This is a genomic window from Rhodospirillales bacterium, assembly GCA_023898765.1.
In the GTDB taxonomy this organism is placed as follows: Bacteria; Pseudomonadota; Alphaproteobacteria; order Micavibrionales; family Micavibrionaceae.
Map to the genome: position 1 here is coordinate 360,766 of CP060238.1, position 18,596 is coordinate 379,361.

Consider the following 18,596-nt stretch of genomic DNA (forward strand, 5'->3'; position numbering starts at 1 on the left):
TTTCCTGAAAGAGATTGAGTTTGAGACCTTTAAAATCCGCCCGGCAGCAGCGGTTGAATTCTTCGCCGGGTCGTCCGGCCGTTTATAAGCTCAGCACACATCACATTGATAAAACAGGCATTTATGAATAGAATCCAGTGATGAAAAAATGCCTTTTCATTATTGGATTGCTTCTCATTGCTGTTGGGGTTTTTGAATTCCACCCGGCGGTGGAATACTCGCGTGCTGTCGTTCCAGAAGAAGTTTATGTCGGCAAAGACTGTGATTGTGGCTGCATCATGGGCAGCCGTCCCTGGTACAGCCGATTCAATTATTGGTTTTGGCTTTGGGTGATTGCTATACCCGTCATTGTTTTTTCCGTGAAGCCCTCAGCACCAAGATGGCAGCGTGCCATAAGTACAGGGATTTGTATTGGTATCGGTTATGGCTTAACCCTTTTGGCCTTGGATCTTAGTAGCGATATCCGAAATGGGCCTTTTTGGGTAGCAGATGATTATCCATGGCAAAAATCATGGGATGATCCTGGGGTTGATTGTGTAAGCTCCCAGATGGGCGCACGTGTTTTCACACTTCTTTTTGGATGGATTTATGCCGCGATATACACCGGATGGTGGGAAATGATCTGGTATCAATATCTCAAGCGCAGAACCGGCTTGATAGATGAAAATTTCAAAAGAGATATTCTAACCAAGACCGTTGTTTTTATTTCCACTCTTGTGGCTAAACTGATCTTGTTTGTAGTGATTGCGCTTCCTTTCGCCGTTGCTGGTTACCACATTCTAGAATGGCTTGATCTGTTGGAGCCACTCAGATAATTTCTCTTTTAGTTTTACCGAACCGGTCAATTTTGTTTCCCAGTTCCCTGTAATTGGATAAGCAGTTCCACCAAATTCTGTCCATTTGTAGTCTTCGAACTCTGGGTTTTTAGTCGAAGAGGTTCCAATGAGAGCTTCCCGAATATCTGCAATATCAGTCACCTCATCAAAATATTCATATTTTACGGTAGCCACAATAGATAAAATATTGCCGTCTTTAGTAACAACTCCTCGGGTAAGAGTTCTTATTGTTCCACCACCCAAAACCCAATGAACTTCACCCAGTCGGTCGTATGAATTTTCTGTGGTATATGTTAATGGTCCGGATTTAATTTCACGCATTTTATCGGCGACTTGTTCTTGAACATTTTTGAACATGACTTCACGAGCTTTGTCTATAATATCTCTCAGATAACCTATTTGAGGTAAAGTGACACCTTGACCTCCGCCAGTATAAAAGTGCCACCCAAAATCAAACGTATCCCATTTATCGTGTGCATCATTGATGTCACTTATAACTTCCTGTCTCAATCCCTGGGCTTCATTCACGGGCTCCGCCCGGCAGCGGCAGTTGAATTCTTCACCGGGGTCGGGAGAGTCGGCCAGATCGCGCACCGCGCCGTTGAGGGCGGCATGGGAGTTGCGGACTTTAAGCGGGCGCAGAATGTAATCTTGCAATAGTCTCTGCAAAGTTCCGTATTTCCGATTGTCTCTTGCCAAGATCGGATTCTTCGAGATTAAAACTTTGTTTCCAAGCTTCCGTTACAATAGCAGCGATATTTTCCACCGTGGCTTCATCATGATCCAGTTCAGCAAATGCCCGGGCTAAAGCCTCGGCTTCGGAGTCATATTCATCTGCTGGTGCCCCTAGCGTAATATAGCCCTCGATATCAGCCTGTCTTAATAGAGATGCAATTGTCTGAGTAGTAATTTTCATTTTTAGTTCTCCTACCTTAATTCCACCAAAGCGTAATAATTTTTCCTGAATTCCTGCCTTGCGTTTCTTCAACAACCGTTAAGCCGTTCGAGCCTTTATAAACATTCTGGGGCGTCCCATATTTTCCTGTCTTTGTTGTAACATTACCAGATTCTTTTGCTGTTCTAATGGCTTCTTCAATGTCTTTTTGCGAAGCGCTTCTTTGGTTTGAACGCAAAGCACCATGGTCTGTATAGTCGTCCTTTTTGCGCGAATGTTTAAGAATTCCTCTGAGAATTTTGAAAATTCGTCCCAGCCTGAGAGCTGGAATTAAAAATAGTTCTGGATAAACGGGTTTAATGGCGTCCGAATAAGCGTTTTCATCAATTGGCTCCGCCCAGCAGCGGCAGTTGAATTCTTCGCCGGGTCGTCCGGCCGTTTATAAGCTCAGCACACATCGCATTGATAAAACAGGCATTTATGAATAGAATCCAGTGATGAAAAAATGCCTTTTCATTATTGGATTGCTTCTCATTGCTGTTGGGGTTTTTGAATTCCACCCGGCGGTGGAATACTCGCGTGCTGTCGTTCCAGAAGAAGTTTATGTCGGCAAAGACTGTGATTGTGGCTGCATCATGGGCAGCCGTCCCTGGTACAGCCGATTCAATTATTGGTTTTGGCTTTGGGTGATTGCTATACCCGTCATTGTTTTTTCCGTGAAGCCCTCAGCACCAAGATGGCAGCGTGCTATGAGAACAGTGGTCGCTATCGGTTTTTGTTACGGCATTATGAATTTGGCACTGCATCTCATGTGGGATATTCGCAATGATCCATTTATCGTCAACGCTCACCCTGACTTCTTAAATATGGATCTCAAGACATGGGATATGAAATGCGCCAACATTGCCGATGGAGCCAGTATTGTTTTTACGCTTCTTTTTGGCTGGATTTACGCCTCTGTATATACCGGGTGGTGGGAAATAATCTGGTACCAATACCATAAGCGTAAAACTAGACTGATCGATAAAGCGTTTAAAAGAGATTGGATCAGCAGGATTGTGGTTTGGGTTTCGGCCACAATAACAATCTTAATAATTGCAGGGATAATTGCTCTTATGGCACTTCTTATATTTGAAAAATATTCATGAGTTATTTTAAGTCTTGGCCAACCCTTTTAATTGTACTGGATAATTTTGTTTTCCACTTGCCATGAATAAAATACGGGGTGCCTCGAAGCTCTGTCCAGTCTCCTTTCTCAAAATGCAAGCGTAACCATTCGGGCATATTCTCTGGAATTACCAAAGGTAAAGTTTCATATAGATAAGGGTAGCCTTTTTTCTGAAACTTTTTATTGAGTTCACGAATACTGGCTGGATCGGTGAAGTCGTCAAAAAACGTGTAAGTGACTTCTGCATCGATAATGAGGCATTTGCCATTTATGGAGACGGTTCCAATGGTTTCACTGCTTACTGTGGCATCGCCGATAGGATAAGAAATGCCTCCGAATTCGTAGGTATTTTCTGTTGTATAACGAAGCTTTCCCTGTTCAATCTGTCTGGCTAAATCTACAACTTGTTCTTGAACAGGTATAAAAACCTGAGTTTTTGATTCCTCAATAATAGGGGCAAGCCATCCTATATCCGGCAATGTAATGCTTTGACCACCAGCTATATAAAAATGGACAAGATAATCCCACCACGCCCATTGATTCTCAGCATCATTGATACCACTAATGACATTCTGCGTGATGAACTCTTTGCCACAATTGACTGGCTCCGCCCAGCAGCGGCAGTTGAATTCTTCGCCGGGGTCGGGAGAGTCGGCCAGGTCGCGGACGGTGCCATTCAGCTCGGCATGACTGTCCCGCACTTTATTGTCGCCGACACTGCGCCAGATATATTTGCCGCTTTTCTTTTTCCCGGCTTCATGGCCGAGTTTCGAGACGGTTTCATCGCCCGGCCGGGCCGTGCCAGTGGCCTGCAAGCCCTGATCCTTCTGGAAAGATTGAAGGGCGGAGAAAACGCCTGCATCCGGAATGCCCGTAATGCCGGTTTTTTCATAGGGCTGGTAATAGCCGAGGCGGTTCAGCGCCTTTTTTATCTGGCGCACGTCGAATTCGTCCACGGCGGAGTTTGCCGCAAACGGCTTGCTGAGTTTGATTTTCATGATTGTTCCCAGGAATTTTGAAAGCTGGTTTTGTGCATATCTGCCTTCGCCAAGGCTTCGGCAAGACAAGAAAAAACACCGCAGGCGCACCTGTGGTGTTGACGATGAATATATTCCTATATTTTGAAGAGCGAGTCAAGAAATTTATATGTAATGTCTCGCTCTCTGACCTTGCTCCTTCGCATCATTTCCTTTACGTCCTCAAAGGTAGCCTTTTTGTCCGAAGGGTTTCGATGACAGGCGCGCCAGATATTGGGATATTGGGATTTTGGAACTTGGCACCATCCTTGCAAGCATCCGATAGCACCTGAATTTGTCTTTAAGCACAGGGTTTTAAACAATGATGACCAAGAAACAGATAACCATATTACTGGCCGGTACATTTTTTTTACAGGGCTGCACCGCCGCGATGATGGGGACGGCCGGCGCGCTGGCCAATAAGGCCATGCACGAAAAGCCTGCGCTGAGCGTCAGCGGGTCCAGCTATGCGGCGGCGGATATGCTGGCCGGGCAGGCGCGCCATATGATTAACGCCCAGACAATGATTGAAGCCGCCCCGCTTAAGAATATCGGCACAACGGAAACAACGGAAACACTCGGACGCGTTATTGCCGAACAGGTCGCTTCGCGTTTTGTCCAGATCGGCTATTCCGTCAAACAGGTGGAACATGGAGAGGATATGGCCGCCATGTCCGTGGCCCAAAAGCCGAATTCCTCCTATAGAGGGGTCGCAAAGGAAGCGACCATCGGGGGAACCTATGTGGTGGTCGGGGGAGATATTCTGGTTCATCTGAGCCTGTTCGACAACAGCACGGGACGGATGCTGGCCACGTATGATTACACCATGGACATGACCCGCGACCTGCGCACGCTTTCCGGCGCCGAGCCGAAAATTACGGATATGTTCACAGGAAATTTTTAACGCGCCAGAAGCACGCGGTAATAATGATACGTGCCGGCGGCGGGCGTTCCGCCGCCTTCAAAGCAGCCTTCATGGTGCTCCGACAACTCTCCCCCCGCATCCTCAATCAACTGCGTTGCGGCAAACGTACCTGTGAAGACCGTCGACACGTCTGCGCTGCCGCTGTCCTGAGGCGGATCCCCGGCAGGATTTACCACGTTGCTTTTATCATTTACAGCAACGCAAAAATCCCTGGTGACATTTTGCAAAATGGCGACCAGATCGGCGCTTCTGGCGCTGGCGGAATCGGACCCGACATCCCCGACCCTGTTTGAGCCGCTAAAATGCCATTGGGTGAGCGTCGTCTGGATACCGTCCGGCGGATCGCGGTATTCCGCAGCGCCCCCCTGGGGATCAAACACCTGCCGCGCAGGAACATCGGTAATAAGGCCGTACGTGCTGGGCGCGTTCGGATGGGCGAAACGAATATCCACTTCGCTGTATCCGTTGCGCAAAACATAGCGCACAGCCTCTTCAAGTTCGGCGCCGTATTTTTGCACCTCCGTCACCCGGATAATAAGGTTTTCCCTGTCAATGCCGCTGCCGGGCGCCCCCGCGCCCCGCGCAACGACAACCAGTAACCCCATAAGAAAAATGGCGCCCAGAATATAAATCAGGATGTTTCCGGAGTCTGTTGGGGCGTCTTGTTTCATCAATTTACCTTGCCGCTTGTCTGGAGGAAGGCGCAACCGTCATGCAGTCCTGGAAATAGCGGCAGGCCTGCACCGCTTCGGATTTACTCAGATTCACAAAGCGCGCGCGAAACAGTATCCCGTCCTCCGTCTGCAGCGGCACAGCCACAGGCGCGGCGCGGGAAAAATCTTCCGGCAGTTTTTTAAGCGCCCGCTGCAAGGCCTGATCTGTCTGGACACGGCTGGTGTAAGCGCCGATCTGGATCGCCCATTGGTCGTCTATATAAACGGGTTGCCAGTTATCGGGCAGACCGGAGGAAGGTGTTTTTTCCGTTTCCTGTTTTTCTTCCATTTTTGAAATCATCGCGTAACCGACATTCCGCAAGGATTTTTCAACGTCGGAAGGCGCTTGCGGATTGGGAATATATTTTCCCGTGTGAACAGCCATGGCAAGCAACCCCGTCTCAAGCCGTTTGGAAACACTCGGATCGTAATCGCCTTCCCCGATCAGCTGGCTGAAAACCCCGCTTTGCAAACTGGAGCGGATTTGCACATACTGGTCCTGTTGCGCCTGCTGCGCGGCAGGCGTTTCCTGAACCGTCTGTTTTACAGGCCGTTGATATTCCGGTTTTTCCGACGAGGTGATTTTTGTCTGAGAACTCAGCGAAGCCAGAGAGGTAAAAGATTCCTCCTGCGGCTGCGGAGAAAGTTTGTCCGGAGAAGATAGCGCAGGCACGGGTTTGCGATCCGGCACCGGCGCATTTTTTGCGCTGGCGACGCGAACATCGCCCAGCCGCGCAAACCCGCGATCCATAATCTGCGCCATGTGGGCATCCCTGCTCCTGGCCGTTCTGCCGCCAAAAACAACGCCAATGATGCGCCGGCCGTTTCTCCGGGCGGACGAAACAAGGTTAAAACCGGAGGCATTGATATAGCCGGTTTTAAACCCGTCCATGCCGCTATACGTGTTCATGAGGTTGTTGTGCGTACGGTAGGTCTTGCCGCGATAGGTGAATTGTTTCGCACTGAAATATTTATAATATTGGGGATAGCGCACCAGAATATAGCGGGCCAGTCTGGCCATATCGCGCGCCGTGCTGACCTGACGCGGATCGTGCAAACCGGAGGCGTTGCGAAACGTTGTGCGGCTCATCCCGATATCCCGCGCCCGGCGGGTCATCAGAAGGGCAAAGCGGGACTCGGACCCGGCCAGATGCTCCCCGACAGCCGCAGCAATATCATTGGCAGACCGGATCGCCAAAGCGTAAATCGCATCCTCAACCCGAATGGAAGACCCCGCTTTAAGACCGAGTTTAACGGGGACCATGGAGGCCGCCCTTGACGAAACGCGGATCCGGCTGCGCAGGGAAATATCCCCGCGCTCCAGCGCTTCGAACAGAAGAAGAAGCGTCATCATTTTGGTCAAAGAAGCCGGGTGCAGCACTTTATCCGCGTAACGCTGGCTTAGAATCAGGCCCGTATCCGCATCCATCACGATCGAAGCATATTTCATATTCGGCTGGGATTTTGTGCGCCGGGCATCGGCCGCTCCCGTCTGGGCCGCCAGAACCAAAGAAAAAACGACAATAAAACTAAAAAGCGCTTTCAAAGCTGCTGCTCCTGTAAGCTTCAGATCCGTTTGGACAAAGGCACCGTGCGCCTCATTTCGATTTAAACAAGACTTAAGCAGATATTAGAGGGATACCCCTCTTGAATCTCTCTTTATTATCATAGCTATAATCTGAAAATTTGTCCAGAATCCCGCTGCATTTTAAGAATTGCTCTTGTATGCTGCAGCGCAAAAAAATGCTTGACCCGCAAAGATGATTAATGATAGGTTTACACAGGATCAAAGTGCAGCATTGTGTATTGCTCCGGGCAAACAGGCTATATTTAAGGACATGCAAAGACATGGCAACCAAAGCGAAGAAAAAAGCCTCTAAACCAGCGCCGAAAGCGGCAGCGGGAAGAGCACAAAAGAAAACAACCAGTCAAAAGAATAAAAATATGGAGGCTTCTATGATAAACGGAAACAAAGAGTTTGAAAAACTGGCGCAGACCGCTCAAAGAGCCGGACAAGAGCAAATGGAAGCTCTTACGAAGTCCGCCACGATTTTAGCCAAAGGCATGGAAGATATCTTTCAAACCTGCATGGGCATTATGCAGTCTTCAGGCAAAAAGAGCCAGGACGCCGCCAAGTCCCTGATGGGATGCAAAACGCTGGATGAATTCACGCAGGCGCAAAATAAACTGGCGCAGGCCAGCTTTGACGATTTTGTGTCCGGCGCTACGAAAGTGTCGGAAATCAGCGTTAAAGTCTGCACGGAAAGCGTTGCGCCCATTAACGACCAGCTTGGAAAATCCATTAAAAAGGCGCAGCAAGCTGCCGCCTAGTCGTAATTTCCCAGCAGTAAAAGACGACAAACAACCTCTTAAAAAGCCTTGCAGAAGCAGGGCTTTTTTTTGATTTTTTCTTGAATTGGCATGGAAGATGCAGGGTTTTAAGACAAAAACCTCTTCCTTGCCCTATTCAGGGCATATTTCCAGTTAAAATAACGCCATAAATTGTGTACAACGAAAGCCATGAAGATTGAAAAAGACAGGCCCGGTTTAGCCGCGGTTAAAAGCGAGGATACGCCCAAAACGCCCGACCAGGACGGCACCGGCGGCACGGATGGTGAAACCCGTCAGGAAGGCGTCTTGCTGAAACCCCGCCCGAAAACCAAAAAACCTTCCATGTACAAGGTTTTGCTGATGAACGACGATTATACCCCTATGGAGTTCGTCGTTCATATTTTAGAAAGGTTTTTCAATAAGAATAGAGCGGAAGCAACCGATGTGATGCTTCACGTCCACCGCCGCGGTGTCGGTCTTTGCGGCATTTATACTTACGAAGTGGCAGAAACCAAAGTGGCGCAGGTCATGGATTTTGCCCGCGCCAACGAACAACCCCTCCAATGCACAATGGAGAAGGAGTAAAAGGAATAACAAGAATGGCCCAATCCGCCGCTTCTATCATCCCGCAAGCATACATTGCCAGCAAGATTTATTACATTCGCGGGCAAAAAGTCATGCTCGATAGCGACCTGGCAGAGCTGGAAAATTGGAGATCGCAAATTGCGATATCCAATCCAAACGCCAAAATGGGGCTCAGAAGGGCACCTTATGCCTTTACCGAGCACGGAACCTTGATGCTTTCCAGCGTTTTAAACAGTCCGCGCGCCATAGACGTCAATATCGTTATCATCCGGACATTTGTAAAATTAAGGGAAATCCTGTCTTTGCATACGGATGTTGCCCAAAAAATCGCTGAGCATGACCAGCATATTGCGAATTTATACGATCATCTGGAGCGTATCTTGAATCTGGATACAAAAAAGAAAAACCAGATCGGCTATATCTGGAATACGGAGAAGGAATAGGGGCAGAAAGAAGAAACATGCTATCTCGCAATCTGGAAAAAACACTGCATAAAGCGCTCGAACTGGCGAATGCGCGGAGCCATGAATATGCTACGCTGGAGCATTTGCTGCTCGCGCTGACGGAAGATCAGGACGGAATGGCCGTCCTGCGCTCCTGCGGCATTTCCCTGCCGAACCTCAAAGAGCTTTTGCAGCAATATCTGGATAACGAGCTGGCATATCTGGTGAACAACGAATCCGAAGAAGCCAAACCGACGACCGCCTTTCAACGCGTGCTGCAACGCGCCGCGATTCATGTGCAGTCCGCAGGCCGGGAAGAGGTCACCGGCGCGAATGTCCTGGTCGCCCTGTTTTCAGAGCGCGAAAGCCACGCGGTTTATTTTCTTCAGGAACAGGACATGACGCGGTTTGACGCCGTCAATTACATTTCCCACGGTATTGCAAAAGTCTCCGGCGCAGGCGACCCGATGAAAACGCCGGAAGGCACGGAAGAAGACGAAGAGGAAGAAGGCAAAACAACGTCAAATGCACTGGACAGCTATTGCAAAAACCTGAACGACAAAGCGAAATCCGGAAAAATAGACCCCCTGATCGGCCGGGCAAAAGAAATCGACCGCACGATCCAGATCCTTTGCCGCCGCAGCAAAAACAATCCGCTTTATGTCGGCGATCCGGGCGTCGGAAAAACCGCAATCGCCGAAGGGCTGGCCCGCAAAATCGTCGAAGGCAATGTGCCGGACGTTTTAAAGGGAGTCACGATTTATGCGCTGGATATGGGCGCGCTTTTGGCCGGTACGCGCTATCGCGGCGATTTTGAAGAACGCATAAAATCCGTTTTAAAAGAGATTGAACAGGTTGACGGCGCCGTTTTGTTTATTGACGAAATCCATACGGTGATTGGCGCAGGCGCAACATCCGGCGGCGCGATGGATGCGTCCAATTTACTCAAACCCGCTTTATCCAACGGCACTTTGCGCTGCATCGGCTCTACGACCTATAAGGAATACCGGAACCATTTTGAAAAAGACCGCGCGCTTGTCCGGCGGTTCCAGAAGATTGACGTCTATGAACCGACCCTGGATGAGGCACTTGAAATTCTCAAAGGTCTGAAACCTTATTATCAGGACCATCACGGCGTGGAATATACCGATGAAGCGCTGAAAGCCGCCGTTGAGCTTTCGGCCAAATATATCGGGGACCGAAAATTGCCGGATAAGGCGATCGATATTATCGACGAGGTCGGCGCGGCGCAGATGCTGCTGCCTGAAGACAAACGCAAAAAAGTGATTGAGGTCGAAGATATCGAAATGGTTGTGGCCGTTATCGCCCGTATTCCGGCGAAATCCCTGACCAAGGACGACAAGAGCGCCCTTAAAAATCTGGAGCGCGATTTGAAAACGCTGGTTTTCGATCAGGACAAAGCCATCGACACGCTTTGCGATGCAATCAAATTGTCGCGCGCAGGCCTGCGGGAGCCGGACAAACCTATCGGCTGTTATCTTTTTTCCGGCCCGACCGGCGTAGGAAAAACGGAAGTGGCGCGGCAGCTCTCCAAAACGCTGGGCGTGGAGCTGGCCCGTTTCGATATGTCCGAATATATGGAGCGTCATGCCATATCGCGCCTGATCGGCTCCCCGCCCGGCTATGTCGGGTTTGAACAGGGGGGCCTTTTGACGGATAAAGTGGACCAGCAGCCCCACTGCGTCCTGCTTCTGGATGAAATCGAAAAAGCCCATCCCGATATTTTCAACATTTTGCTGCAGGTAATGGACTACGGGAAGCTGACGGACAATAACGGAAAAGTCGTCGATTTCCGCAATGTTATCCTGATTATGACGACCAATGCAGGCGCCGCGGAAATGGCGCGGGCGCCGGTCGGCTTTGAACGTGAAGTGCGCGTCGATGAAGATCAGGAAGCCATCCGGAAAATGTTTACGCCGGAATTCAGGAATCGTCTGGACGCTATCGTTCCCTTCCAGCCATTGAAAAAAGAAACGGTCGCGAAGGTCGTCGACAAATTTGTGGCCCAGCTTGAAGCCCAGTTGACAGAGAAGAACGTCACTATCCAGCTCAGCGATGCGGCCCGTCAACATCTGGCAAAACTCGGCTATGACCCGGCCATGGGTGCACGGCCCCTTTCACGCGTTATTCAGGAAAACATCAAAAAACCGCTGGCGGAAGAATTGCTCTTCGGAAACCTTACCGAAGGCGGCATCGTGAAGATCGACGTGAAAAAGGACAAACTGACCTTCGATTTCAAGAAAGAACCTGCCGGCGCGCAAAAGAAAATAAAACCGTCCGAAAAAGAAACGGTGAAATAGTTTAACGGCTCAAAAGAACCTTGAAGTAATGATAGGTTCCGCCAGCCGGCGTTCCGCCCCCTTCAAAGCATCCTTGCAGGGCGCCGGAGAAATATGTGCCGTCATCCATCAGGACGGCCCCATAGGTGCCCGTAAAAGGCGTCAGATCTATGATATCGCTTTCCTGCGGCGGAGGGCCGCCTACAGGGCCAAACCCGGCAAGGTCGTTTATCTTGTTGCAAATATCCAGATCGATATTTTGTAACAAGGCAATAATTTCCGAGTCCGTTCCGAGCCCGACGCCCGGAATCTGGTTTGTCGTGTAAAGCCATTGTGTGCCGTCATTGAGTCCCGCCGAAGGGGCGATCCAGTTCAGCCCCCCGCCAACGGCGCTGAAAACCTTGCAGCTTTCCTGCGTACAGTTTGCATTCGCATATGTGCCGACAACCGGATTTTCAAAACTGATCTCGCTTGCCCCGATACCGCCCAGAGACAGCCGTTTGACGCTTTGCTTCAATTCATTCCCGTAAGAAATAATCTGCCGCGCATAGGTGGCGATTTTCTCGTTCGACAGGCCGGACGTACTAGTGCGGGATCCCTGGGACATGACATACCCAAGACCTGCAAAGAAAAAAACAGCCAGCAATATCCAGACGATGGCGTTTCCCGTTTCAGAAGCTTTTTCAAAAGACCGTTTCATCGTTTAACTTTATCACATATTTACCCTGCGCCAAGCGGATAGGATGACAATGCGGCTTCTTTGTGCTTTAATCCACGCCTGATGTTTGGGTTTCAAAAGAAACTGACCGACTGGGTCGATGCGGGCCTTATAAAGGAAAGCCAGCGCGCGGCGATTCTGGCCCACGAGCAAAAGCGTAAACAAAACAAATTCGGACGCGGCCTTGTGGCCGCAAGTATTTTCAGCATCCTGATCGGAACCGTTTCCATCATTGCGTCCAACTGGCATGAAATCCCCGGCCTGGTGAAAATAGAGGCGCATTTCGGCTTGAACCTGATTGTGGCCGTCCTCCTTTTCTGGGCGACCCTTACAAACCGCGATATTGTCCGTGAAGGCGCCCTGCTGGCCTTTTTCGGCCTGACCCTGACCCTGATCGCCCTGATGGGGCAGGTTTTCCAGCTTGGCGGCACGCTCAGCGGCGCGAGCGTGACATGGATGGTCATTACCCTGCCGGCCGTCGCCTTTTTCGGGCGCGGTTACATCACAGCCATTCCATGGATGATCGGATTTTTAGCGACGATCACCATCGTGATGTCGGAATATCTGACAGGTCTGCCGGATTTCTGGCAGATGGTCTTTGTCCTGGCGATTGGAACCTACCTGCCTTTAAGCCTGATGGCGGACGGCAACCTGGCCCTTTTCCGGCGGCTGAAACCCGCTTATGCCGCCGTTTTTGCCTGGACGGGCGCCGCGCTTTTAACGCTGAACGCTTCGGTGGCTTCTTTTCTCTGGTATAATGAAAGGTGGTCGGTTCTGGCAGACGGCACCGTAGAGTTTGGCCGTTTTTCACTGGACCAGATGTGGATTGTTTACGGCGTTTTCGCATCGGTGCCGGCCGCCGTTTTTGTGCATGCCGCGTTTCGCCGGTTTTATAAAGACAATGCGGCGATGGAAACCGGGGCGGTCTTTGCGCTGGGCAGCGTCATCGTCCTTTCGGCCCCTTTCCTGCTGCCTTCAATCGAGTCTGAAATCGCCGCCGCCGTTTCTTTTGTCGTCTACTGGATTTTTCTGGGATGGATCGGCCAGAGCCTGGCATACGGGCGTTTGATCTCACTGGCTATTTTCCTGATTGCAGCCCGTATATTCGCCGTCTATGTAGAGGTTTTCGGGGATATGTTCAGCACGGGGCTCGGCTTGATTGCCGGCGGCGGCGTCATGCTCTTCCTTCTCTGGCTTGCCAGAAAAATGAACAGGCATTTAAGACGGAGAGCAAGCGCATGACCCGATGGCGTAAATTCTGGGCGGCTGCCGTGCTGGCAATTCCCCTTGTTGCAATGGGGCTGCTTGCCACAAAAGCCCTTTACGATCAAAAATCCTACCCGCTCATTCAGGTCAAAATCGCCGGTTATGACCCGCGCGACATGCTGCGCGGGCATTATTTGCGCTACCAGTTTGACTGGAACTGGGAAGAGGGCCAGCCGGACATTTCCGTATGCGACCGCCATCCTTATTACAGCTATCACACCTGTTGCCTGTGCCTGAGCGGGGACAGGAAAGATCCGCAAGGACATCTGGTTTCCTGCAAAAACCCGGAAGTGGAGCAGTGTCCCGCCGTCCTTGAAGGAAGAATATCCCGCGCCGGCCGGTTTGATATCGGCCATAACCAGTATTTCGTGCCCGAACGCCATGCAAGAGCACTGGAAACCCTTTTACGGGATGAAGAAACAACGCTTCGCATAGGGCTTTCCGTCCATCCGAACGGCAGATCGGCAGTTGAAACCCTTTATGTTGAGAGCCTGCCGCTCGATAAATACCTGAACCTGTATGGCCGCGATCTTGAACAGGAAGCGACTAGGCCGCTTCCCTGATTTCAAAAACCGCATCAATTTCAACAGCAAAATTGGCCGGAAGGGACGGGGCCCCGACGGCAAAGCGCGCATGTTTTCCCCTGGCCTCTCCCAGGACGGCAACCATCAGATCCGACGCCCCGTTGATAACCACGGACTGGTCTGCAAAATCGGGCGCACAATTGACAAAGCCCCCGAGTTTAACGCAGCGTACGACGCGGTCCCACTCTCCGGACACGGCCTCCCCGACCTGGGCAAGAATGTTTAAAGCGCAGAGCTGCGCGGCCTCCTGCGCCGTTTCCATGTCCATATCAAGGCCGACTTTCCCTTTATATTCCCGCGCCCCGCCAACAGGAACCTGCCCCGCGACAAACACCATATTTCCCGCCACAACATAAGGGACATAATTAAACAGGGGAGCAGGTGAGGCAGGCAGTTTCAGGCCGAGTTTCTCTAGTGCATTTTCTATATTGGACATACGGTGTGTTCTTTCTTCTTAAATCTTGATTTATGCCTCTTTTTAAGCCATTTCTTTAGGGAAGGAAAGAAGGAAGCCAGCCTATGGAACTTTTCAAATTGCCGTTCAGGTTACTGGGCGTTTTGTCGCCGGTCCACATTCATTTTGTAACGCTTCTGACCCGCGCCAAACGTGTGGGCGTTGATTCTTCGGGCAATAAATATTATCAGGCGCCGCCGCGGCGCGGCTACAAGCTGGCGCGGCGCTGGGTTCTTTACAAGGGCGTGGCGGATGCCTCGAAAGTGCCGCCGGAATGGCATGGCTGGCTCCACCACCAGAGCGATACGGTTCCCGATGAAAAATCGGACTCTTTCCGGCAAAAATGGCAAAAGCCGCACCAGCCGAATTTAACAGGCACCGATCAGGCTTATCATCCGGTTTCACACGCGACACAAGGATGTCAGTGCCGCTCTGCCAAACACTATGAGGCGTGGACACCGGAATAATTTTAAATCCGGGCAAGGAAATAAGAAGTAAATTAAGGAAAAAACCATGAAAAGAAATATTGTCGAAACCATGTTGGGGGCCGTTGTTCTGGCGGTGGCTTTTGTTTTTCTGGGATTCAGTTACTCAACGGCGAATGTCGGGTCGGTGGACGGCTATGAAGTCAGCGCGAATTTTTCCGGGACCGGCGGTCTGGTGGTCGGCGACGACGTCCAGATCAGCGGCGTTAAAATCGGCACGGTTTCCCGGATTGAACTGGACCCCGTGACATATCTGGCCCGTGTCCATCTGAGCGTAAATCCCGCGATCAAGATTCCGGAAGACACGGCGGCCCTGATCAGCAGCGAAAGCCTTATGGGCGGAAAATATGTCTCGCTGGAGCCGGGCGCGGCGGAAGATTATATCGAAGACGGCGGGCGTATCCAGTACACGCAGGCGCCGCAGAATCTTGAACAGCTTTTGGGCAAATTCATCTTCAGCATGAAAGATGCCAAGGACGAAAAAGAAAAAGAAGAGTAAGCAAAATTGCGTCCGTTTTTCTTCCCATTTTGCCTTTTCCTGCTTGTTGTTTCCGGCGGACCCGCCTGGCCGGCGATGGAGGATCACCCGTCCGTCAGATTGCAGGGGCTGGATAAATCCACCGCGCGCACCACAACCTTCGAAGCCAAAGTCGGCAGCACCATCCAGTACGGCCCTTTATTCATCCGGATTCAGGCCTGCCGCAAAGCCTCCCCGATCGAACAGCCGGAAAGCGCGGCTTTTTTACAAATCTGGGAAGTGCCGCACGAGACCAAAAAATCGGAATGGGTTTTTTCGGGCTGGATGTATGCCTCCTCCCCCGCCTTATCGGCCATGGACCACCCTGTTTACGATATCTGGGTGCTGGATTGTTTCGGCCGGGAAGAGCCGCCGCAGGAAAAAAGCGGGGACACCGAAAGCGGTGAAAACGGCGAAAATACCGAAACAGGGCAGGATTCAGCCGATCAGGAGGCTCTGGCCCCTGTTGAGGAAGAACCGGTTTTGTCCGGGGAGCCGGAAGAAGAGTAGGGGCCGCCCGCGAATTGTGGTTGACATAATAATTATTCCTTGCTAATAATTGCGCCATTATGCAAGACAAACCATCCAAGGGCATCTCTACAACGTTCCACGATGCGGGAACCGGCGGCCTTCTGTCCTGGCTAAAACGGATGGCCGGTAAACCGGCGGAAACAAAATCCGTATTCGCGCGGGCGCTTTCCGATCATCTTGGCCAAAATCCTGAAGATAGCCGTAAATTGATTGAGGCGATACTGTCCGAGCTTGAACAGCACGCAGAAATCGAGAAAGGACTTCAGCGTACCTTAAAAGATGCCCGGGAAGAAAGCCGCACCGACCCTTTAACCGAGATTGGAGACCGCCGGGCTCTTCAAGAGGCGTATGAACAGGAAGTTGAATCGCAGAAAAGGGGCAAAAGCAGCGGCGGACAATTAATCCTGCTCGATCTGGATCATTTTAAATGGGTGAACGATACCCTGGGACATGATACGGGAGACAAGGTCCTGAAATTCGCAATTTTTGCTCTTGCAAATACCCTTACCCTGCGCCGAAACGACGAGTTGTTTAGAATAGGAGGAGACGAGTTTGTTGTCCTTCTTCCCGATACGAAATTCATGGACCTTGCCGTCGTGGTCAACAGGATCAATGACGTATCCTCTCGTCTGGCCTTCGAACATAAAACGGAAAAGCACCAATATATTGTGCCTGTCAGGTTCTCTGCCGGTGTTGCGTCCGTCAAACAAAATACAACGCTTGAAGCGGCTTTAAAGGCTGCGGACAGGCGGATGTATGAAAAGAAAAACTCCGATCCAGACCGTCCCGGCGCCGGGCAGCCTTCCCGTGCGCTAAAGGTTTTGTCCCTGGAACTGTAAATACGCTTCGACCAGTTCTTTTTCGTCTATCCCTTCGAGCCTGAAATCCGCCCTCTTTTTCATCTCTTTTTTGATGAGGGTTTCATATTTTTCCTGCGGGATTTCATAGATGCCGAATTGTTCCAGATGGGGGTTGGTAAACTGCGTATCCAGAATTTTAAACCCGCCCTTCCACAGCCGCGCCGCCAGATGGACCAGCGCAACCTTGCTGGCATCGCGCCGGAAAGACACCATGCTTTCACCGCAAAAAACGCACCCCAAAGCCAGCCCGTAAAGCCCGCCGGCGAGGGCGTCCCCTTCCCAGCATTCAACGGAATGGGCAAAGCCTTCCTTGTGCAGCTTTATAAAAACATCGCGGATCGCCGGATTGATCCAGGTTTCCTTGCGGTTTTTGCCTTCCGCCGCGCAGCCGTCGATAATTTGCACAAAAGCCCGGTCGATCGTAACTTTATACGGCGCCTGCCGGACGGTTTTTTTGAGGCGTTTGGGAATATGAAGCTTTTCAATGGAAAGCTGCCCGCGCATTTTGGGGCGGTAAAAATCAAAAAACGGGGACCCCGCTTCTTCCGCCATCGGGAAAATTCCCTCGCGGTAAGCCTGCAAAACAAACCCCGGCTCCGCTTCGGTGAACATCCGGGACGTTACCTCTGCGCCAGTTTCTTTTCCAGCCAGTGAATATTGTACGCGCCGCTTTCAAATTCCGGCTGTTCCAAAATCCACTGATGGAGGGGCAGCGTCGTTTTAACGCCCTCGACAACGGTTTCCATGATGGCGCGGCGCATACGGCGCAGGGCTTCTTCGCGGTTCCGGCCGTGGACGATCAGCTTCCCAACCATGGAATCGTAGTAAGGCGGGATCGTATAACCGCCGTAAATGGCCGAATCAAAACGCACCCCAAGCCCGCCGGGGGCATGGAACTGGGTAATCTTGCCGGGAGACGGAATAAAGGTCTCCGGGTCTTCGGCATTGATCCGCACTTCAATGGCATGGCCGCGCAGACGGATTCTCTCTTTTTTGATAGTCAGGGGTTCCCCCGCCGCAACGCGGATCTGCTCGGCGATCAGGTCAATGCCGGTAATCATTTCCGTGACCGGATGCTCCACCTGAATGCGCGTGTTCATTTCCATGAAATAGAATTTGCCGTCTTCATACAAAAATTCGATTGTGCCGGCCCCGACATATCCCATCTCGCGAATAACGTCCGCGGCAAGGGTGCCGATCTGGTTCCGCTCTTCTTCGGTCAGAACGGGGGAGGGCGCTTCTTCAACCAGTTTCTGGTGACGGCGCTGAATGGAACAGTCCCGCTCTCCCAGATGAATGGCGTTTCCATGCATATCCCCGAAAATCTGGACCTCGATATGGCGGGGGTTTTCGAGGAATTTTTCAAAGTAAATCGTGTCATCCCCGAAATTGGCCTTGGCCTCGGCACGCGCAGTGGAATAGGCTTCCATAAAATCTTCTTCCGTACGGACGATCTGCATGCCTTTTCCGCCTCCGCCGGACGCGGCCTTTATCAGGACAGGAAATCCCGCCTCTCTGGCGGCCTTCAGTCCTTCTTCCGCGCTTTCCACCGCGCCGTCAGAGCCGGGCACCACGGGCAGGCCAAGGGCAGAGACCGTTTGCTTGGCCACAACCTTGTCACCCATGCTTTCGATATGCTCCGCCCTGGGGCCGATAAACGTAAAGCCGTGCTCTTCAATCATCCGCGCGAACTGCGCGTTTTCCGACAAAAACCCGTAGCCCGGGTGAATGGCATCCGCGCCGGTAACCGCCGCCGCCGTCAGGATAGAGGGAATATTCAAATAGCTGTCCTTGGCCGCCGCCGGACCGATGCAGACAGATTCATCCGCCAGCCGGACCGCCATCGAATTGGCATCGGCCGTCGAGTGCACGGCAACGCTTTTGATCCCGATTTCCCGGCAGGCCCGAATGATGCGAAGGGCAATTTCGCCGCGATTGGCTATGAGAACTTTTTCAAACATTTGGACAA

Annotated in this window: 22 protein-coding genes; 13 read left to right on the forward strand and 9 right to left on the reverse strand. The window is 51.3% G+C overall.

Features of this window, described 5'->3' with window-relative positions; all coding sequences use genetic code 11:
- Positions 1-140 precede the first annotated feature (140 nt).
- Positions 141-815 carry a hypothetical protein gene (locus H6853_01755; GenBank protein ID USO04027.1) on the forward strand — a complete coding sequence of 225 codons (675 nt, stop codon included), beginning with the start codon at positions 141-143 and terminating at the stop codon, positions 813-815.
- Here the strand turns inward: H6853_01755 and H6853_01760 are convergent.
- Positions 780-1,493, reverse strand: coding sequence for a hypothetical protein (locus tag H6853_01760; protein USO04028.1), 714 nt, complete (start codon positions 1,491-1,493; stop codon positions 780-782). The genes H6853_01755 and H6853_01760 overlap by 36 nt on opposite strands.
- On the reverse strand, positions 1,465-1,827 hold the full coding sequence (locus H6853_01765; protein USO04029.1) for a hypothetical protein: 363 nt from the start codon (positions 1,825-1,827) through the stop codon (positions 1,465-1,467). Before H6853_01765 ends, H6853_01760 begins: the two co-directional genes overlap by 29 nt.
- 401 nt (positions 1,828-2,228) lie before the next feature.
- Between H6853_01765 and H6853_01770 the strand changes: the two genes are divergently transcribed.
- Positions 2,229-2,879: a hypothetical protein gene (locus tag H6853_01770; GenBank protein USO04030.1), complete on the forward strand. Its 651-nt coding sequence runs from the start codon at positions 2,229-2,231 to the stop codon at positions 2,877-2,879.
- 1 nt (position 2,880) lies between these two features.
- Here the strand turns inward: H6853_01770 and H6853_01775 are convergent, their stop codons facing one another.
- Positions 2,881-3,897 (reverse strand): peptidoglycan-binding protein, encoded by a 1,017-nt coding sequence (locus tag H6853_01775; GenBank protein ID USO04031.1) that lies wholly within the window; start codon positions 3,895-3,897, stop codon positions 2,881-2,883.
- Between the two features lie 340 nt (positions 3,898-4,237).
- On the opposite strand from H6853_01775, the gene H6853_01780 reads away from it, so the two are divergent.
- Positions 4,238-4,819 (forward strand): hypothetical protein, encoded by a 582-nt coding sequence (locus H6853_01780; GenBank protein USO04032.1) that lies wholly within the window; start codon positions 4,238-4,240, stop codon positions 4,817-4,819.
- Here H6853_01780 and H6853_01785 read toward each other — a convergent pair.
- Both H6853_01785 and H6853_01790 read right to left on the reverse strand, forming a co-directional pair.
- Positions 4,816-5,511: a hypothetical protein gene (locus tag H6853_01785; GenBank protein ID USO04033.1), complete on the reverse strand. Its 696-nt coding sequence runs from the start codon at positions 5,509-5,511 to the stop codon at positions 4,816-4,818. The genes H6853_01780 and H6853_01785 overlap by 4 nt on opposite strands.
- A 4-nt stretch (positions 5,512-5,515) precedes the next feature.
- Complete coding sequence (locus H6853_01790; GenBank protein ID USO04566.1) at positions 5,516-7,003, reverse strand: D-alanyl-D-alanine carboxypeptidase; 1,488 nt, start codon at positions 7,001-7,003, stop codon at positions 5,516-5,518.
- A gap of 398 nt (positions 7,004-7,401) precedes the next feature.
- Here H6853_01790 and H6853_01795 point away from each other — a divergent pair, with 398 nt between their 5' ends.
- From H6853_01795 to clpA, 4 genes are all read left to right on the forward strand, one after another.
- The gene (locus H6853_01795) at positions 7,402-7,884 is read left to right on the forward strand and encodes a phasin family protein (protein USO04034.1); all 483 of its coding nucleotides are present in this window, start codon (positions 7,402-7,404) and stop codon (positions 7,882-7,884) included.
- A 189-nt stretch (positions 7,885-8,073) separates the two neighbouring features.
- Entirely contained in the window at positions 8,074-8,469 is a 396-nt protein-coding gene (clpS, locus tag H6853_01800; GenBank protein USO04035.1) for an ATP-dependent Clp protease adapter ClpS, read from the forward strand.
- Between the two features lie 14 nt (positions 8,470-8,483).
- Positions 8,484-8,912 carry an ORF6N domain-containing protein gene (locus H6853_01805; protein ID USO04036.1) on the forward strand — a complete coding sequence of 143 codons (429 nt, stop codon included), beginning with the start codon at positions 8,484-8,486 and terminating at the stop codon, positions 8,910-8,912.
- A 17-nt stretch (positions 8,913-8,929) separates the two neighbouring features.
- Positions 8,930-11,233: an ATP-dependent Clp protease ATP-binding subunit ClpA gene (gene clpA, locus H6853_01810; protein ID USO04037.1), complete on the forward strand. Its 2,304-nt coding sequence runs from the start codon at positions 8,930-8,932 to the stop codon at positions 11,231-11,233.
- 1 nt (position 11,234) lies between these two features.
- Here the strand turns inward: clpA and H6853_01815 are convergent, their stop codons facing one another.
- Positions 11,235-11,912, reverse strand: a complete 678-nt coding sequence (locus H6853_01815) for a hypothetical protein (protein ID USO04038.1) — start codon at positions 11,910-11,912, stop codon at positions 11,235-11,237.
- An 81-nt stretch (positions 11,913-11,993) separates the two neighbouring features.
- Between H6853_01815 and H6853_01820 the strand changes: the two genes are divergently transcribed.
- Together H6853_01820 and H6853_01825 are read left to right on the forward strand one after the other, a co-directional pair.
- Complete coding sequence (locus tag H6853_01820; protein ID USO04039.1) at positions 11,994-13,172, forward strand: DUF2157 domain-containing protein; 1,179 nt, start codon at positions 11,994-11,996, stop codon at positions 13,170-13,172.
- Positions 13,169-13,759: a GDYXXLXY domain-containing protein gene (locus H6853_01825; GenBank protein ID USO04040.1), complete on the forward strand. Its 591-nt coding sequence runs from the start codon at positions 13,169-13,171 to the stop codon at positions 13,757-13,759. The genes H6853_01820 and H6853_01825 overlap by 4 nt, the downstream gene beginning before the upstream one ends.
- Here the strand turns inward: H6853_01825 and H6853_01830 are convergent.
- Complete coding sequence (locus H6853_01830; GenBank protein ID USO04041.1) at positions 13,743-14,216, reverse strand: RidA family protein; 474 nt, start codon at positions 14,214-14,216, stop codon at positions 13,743-13,745. The genes H6853_01825 and H6853_01830 overlap by 17 nt on opposite strands.
- 83 nt (positions 14,217-14,299) lie before the next feature.
- Between H6853_01830 and H6853_01835 the strand changes: the two genes are divergently transcribed.
- The 4 genes from H6853_01835 (at position 14,300) to H6853_01850 (ending at position 16,606) form a co-directional block, all read left to right on the forward strand.
- Complete coding sequence (locus tag H6853_01835) at positions 14,300-14,701, forward strand: NADH:ubiquinone oxidoreductase subunit NDUFA12 (GenBank protein USO04042.1); 402 nt, start codon at positions 14,300-14,302, stop codon at positions 14,699-14,701.
- A 46-nt stretch (positions 14,702-14,747) separates the two neighbouring features.
- On the forward strand, positions 14,748-15,218 hold the full coding sequence (gene mlaD, locus H6853_01840; protein ID USO04043.1) for an outer membrane lipid asymmetry maintenance protein MlaD: 471 nt from the start codon (positions 14,748-14,750) through the stop codon (positions 15,216-15,218).
- Between the two features lie 75 nt (positions 15,219-15,293).
- Positions 15,294-15,746 carry a DUF2155 domain-containing protein gene (locus H6853_01845; protein ID USO04044.1) on the forward strand — a complete coding sequence of 151 codons (453 nt, stop codon included), beginning with the start codon at positions 15,294-15,296 and terminating at the stop codon, positions 15,744-15,746.
- Between the two features lie 59 nt (positions 15,747-15,805).
- Positions 15,806-16,606, forward strand: coding sequence for a GGDEF domain-containing protein (locus H6853_01850; protein USO04045.1), 801 nt, complete (start codon positions 15,806-15,808; stop codon positions 16,604-16,606).
- Here H6853_01850 and H6853_01855 read toward each other — a convergent pair.
- Together H6853_01855 and accC are read right to left on the reverse strand one after the other, a co-directional pair.
- A complete protein-coding gene (locus H6853_01855) occupies positions 16,580-17,239 on the reverse strand; it encodes a leucyl/phenylalanyl-tRNA--protein transferase (protein ID USO04046.1) in 660 nt (219 codons plus the stop codon). The two genes, H6853_01850 and H6853_01855, sit on opposite strands and share 27 nt — an antisense overlap.
- Before the next feature lie 8 nt (positions 17,240-17,247).
- The gene (gene accC, locus H6853_01860) at positions 17,248-18,588 is read right to left on the reverse strand and encodes an acetyl-CoA carboxylase biotin carboxylase subunit (protein ID USO04047.1); all 1,341 of its coding nucleotides are present in this window, start codon (positions 18,586-18,588) and stop codon (positions 17,248-17,250) included.
- Positions 18,589-18,596: the final 8 nt, after the last annotated feature.

Bases quoted from the DNA above. Each gene is read 5' to 3' on its own strand.
- H6853_01830 (USO04041.1), bottom strand. From the start codon at position 14,216: ATGTCCAATATAGAAAATGCACTAGAGAAACTCGGCCTGAAACTGCCT.
- H6853_01770 (USO04030.1), top strand. From the start codon at position 2,229: ATGAAAAAATGCCTTTTCATTATTGGATTGCTTCTCATTGCTGTTGGG.
- H6853_01855 (USO04046.1), bottom strand. From the start codon at position 17,239: ATGTTCACCGAAGCGGAGCCGGGGTTTGTTTTGCAGGCTTACCGCGAG.
- clpS (USO04035.1), top strand. From the start codon at position 8,074: ATGAAGATTGAAAAAGACAGGCCCGGTTTAGCCGCGGTTAAAAGCGAG.
- H6853_01775 (USO04031.1), bottom strand. From the start codon at position 3,897: ATGAAAATCAAACTCAGCAAGCCGTTTGCGGCAAACTCCGCCGTGGAC.
- H6853_01850 (USO04045.1), top strand. From the start codon at position 15,806: ATGCAAGACAAACCATCCAAGGGCATCTCTACAACGTTCCACGATGCG.
- H6853_01835 (USO04042.1), top strand. From the start codon at position 14,300: ATGGAACTTTTCAAATTGCCGTTCAGGTTACTGGGCGTTTTGTCGCCG.
- H6853_01780 (USO04032.1), top strand. From the start codon at position 4,238: ATGATGACCAAGAAACAGATAACCATATTACTGGCCGGTACATTTTTT.
- H6853_01790 (USO04566.1), bottom strand. From the start codon at position 7,003: ATGAAATATGCTTCGATCGTGATGGATGCGGATACGGGCCTGATTCTA.
- H6853_01785 (USO04033.1), bottom strand. From the start codon at position 5,511: ATGAAACAAGACGCCCCAACAGACTCCGGAAACATCCTGATTTATATT.
- H6853_01825 (USO04040.1), top strand. From the start codon at position 13,169: ATGACCCGATGGCGTAAATTCTGGGCGGCTGCCGTGCTGGCAATTCCC.
- H6853_01845 (USO04044.1), top strand. From the start codon at position 15,294: ATGGAGGATCACCCGTCCGTCAGATTGCAGGGGCTGGATAAATCCACC.
- H6853_01755 (USO04027.1), top strand. From the start codon at position 141: ATGAAAAAATGCCTTTTCATTATTGGATTGCTTCTCATTGCTGTTGGG.
- mlaD (USO04043.1), top strand. From the start codon at position 14,748: ATGAAAAGAAATATTGTCGAAACCATGTTGGGGGCCGTTGTTCTGGCG.
- H6853_01820 (USO04039.1), top strand. From the start codon at position 11,994: ATGTTTGGGTTTCAAAAGAAACTGACCGACTGGGTCGATGCGGGCCTT.
- accC (USO04047.1), bottom strand. From the start codon at position 18,588: ATGTTTGAAAAAGTTCTCATAGCCAATCGCGGCGAAATTGCCCTTCGC.
- clpA (USO04037.1), top strand. From the start codon at position 8,930: ATGCTATCTCGCAATCTGGAAAAAACACTGCATAAAGCGCTCGAACTG.
- H6853_01805 (USO04036.1), top strand. From the start codon at position 8,484: ATGGCCCAATCCGCCGCTTCTATCATCCCGCAAGCATACATTGCCAGC.
- H6853_01815 (USO04038.1), bottom strand. From the start codon at position 11,912: ATGAAACGGTCTTTTGAAAAAGCTTCTGAAACGGGAAACGCCATCGTC.
- H6853_01795 (USO04034.1), top strand. From the start codon at position 7,402: ATGGCAACCAAAGCGAAGAAAAAAGCCTCTAAACCAGCGCCGAAAGCG.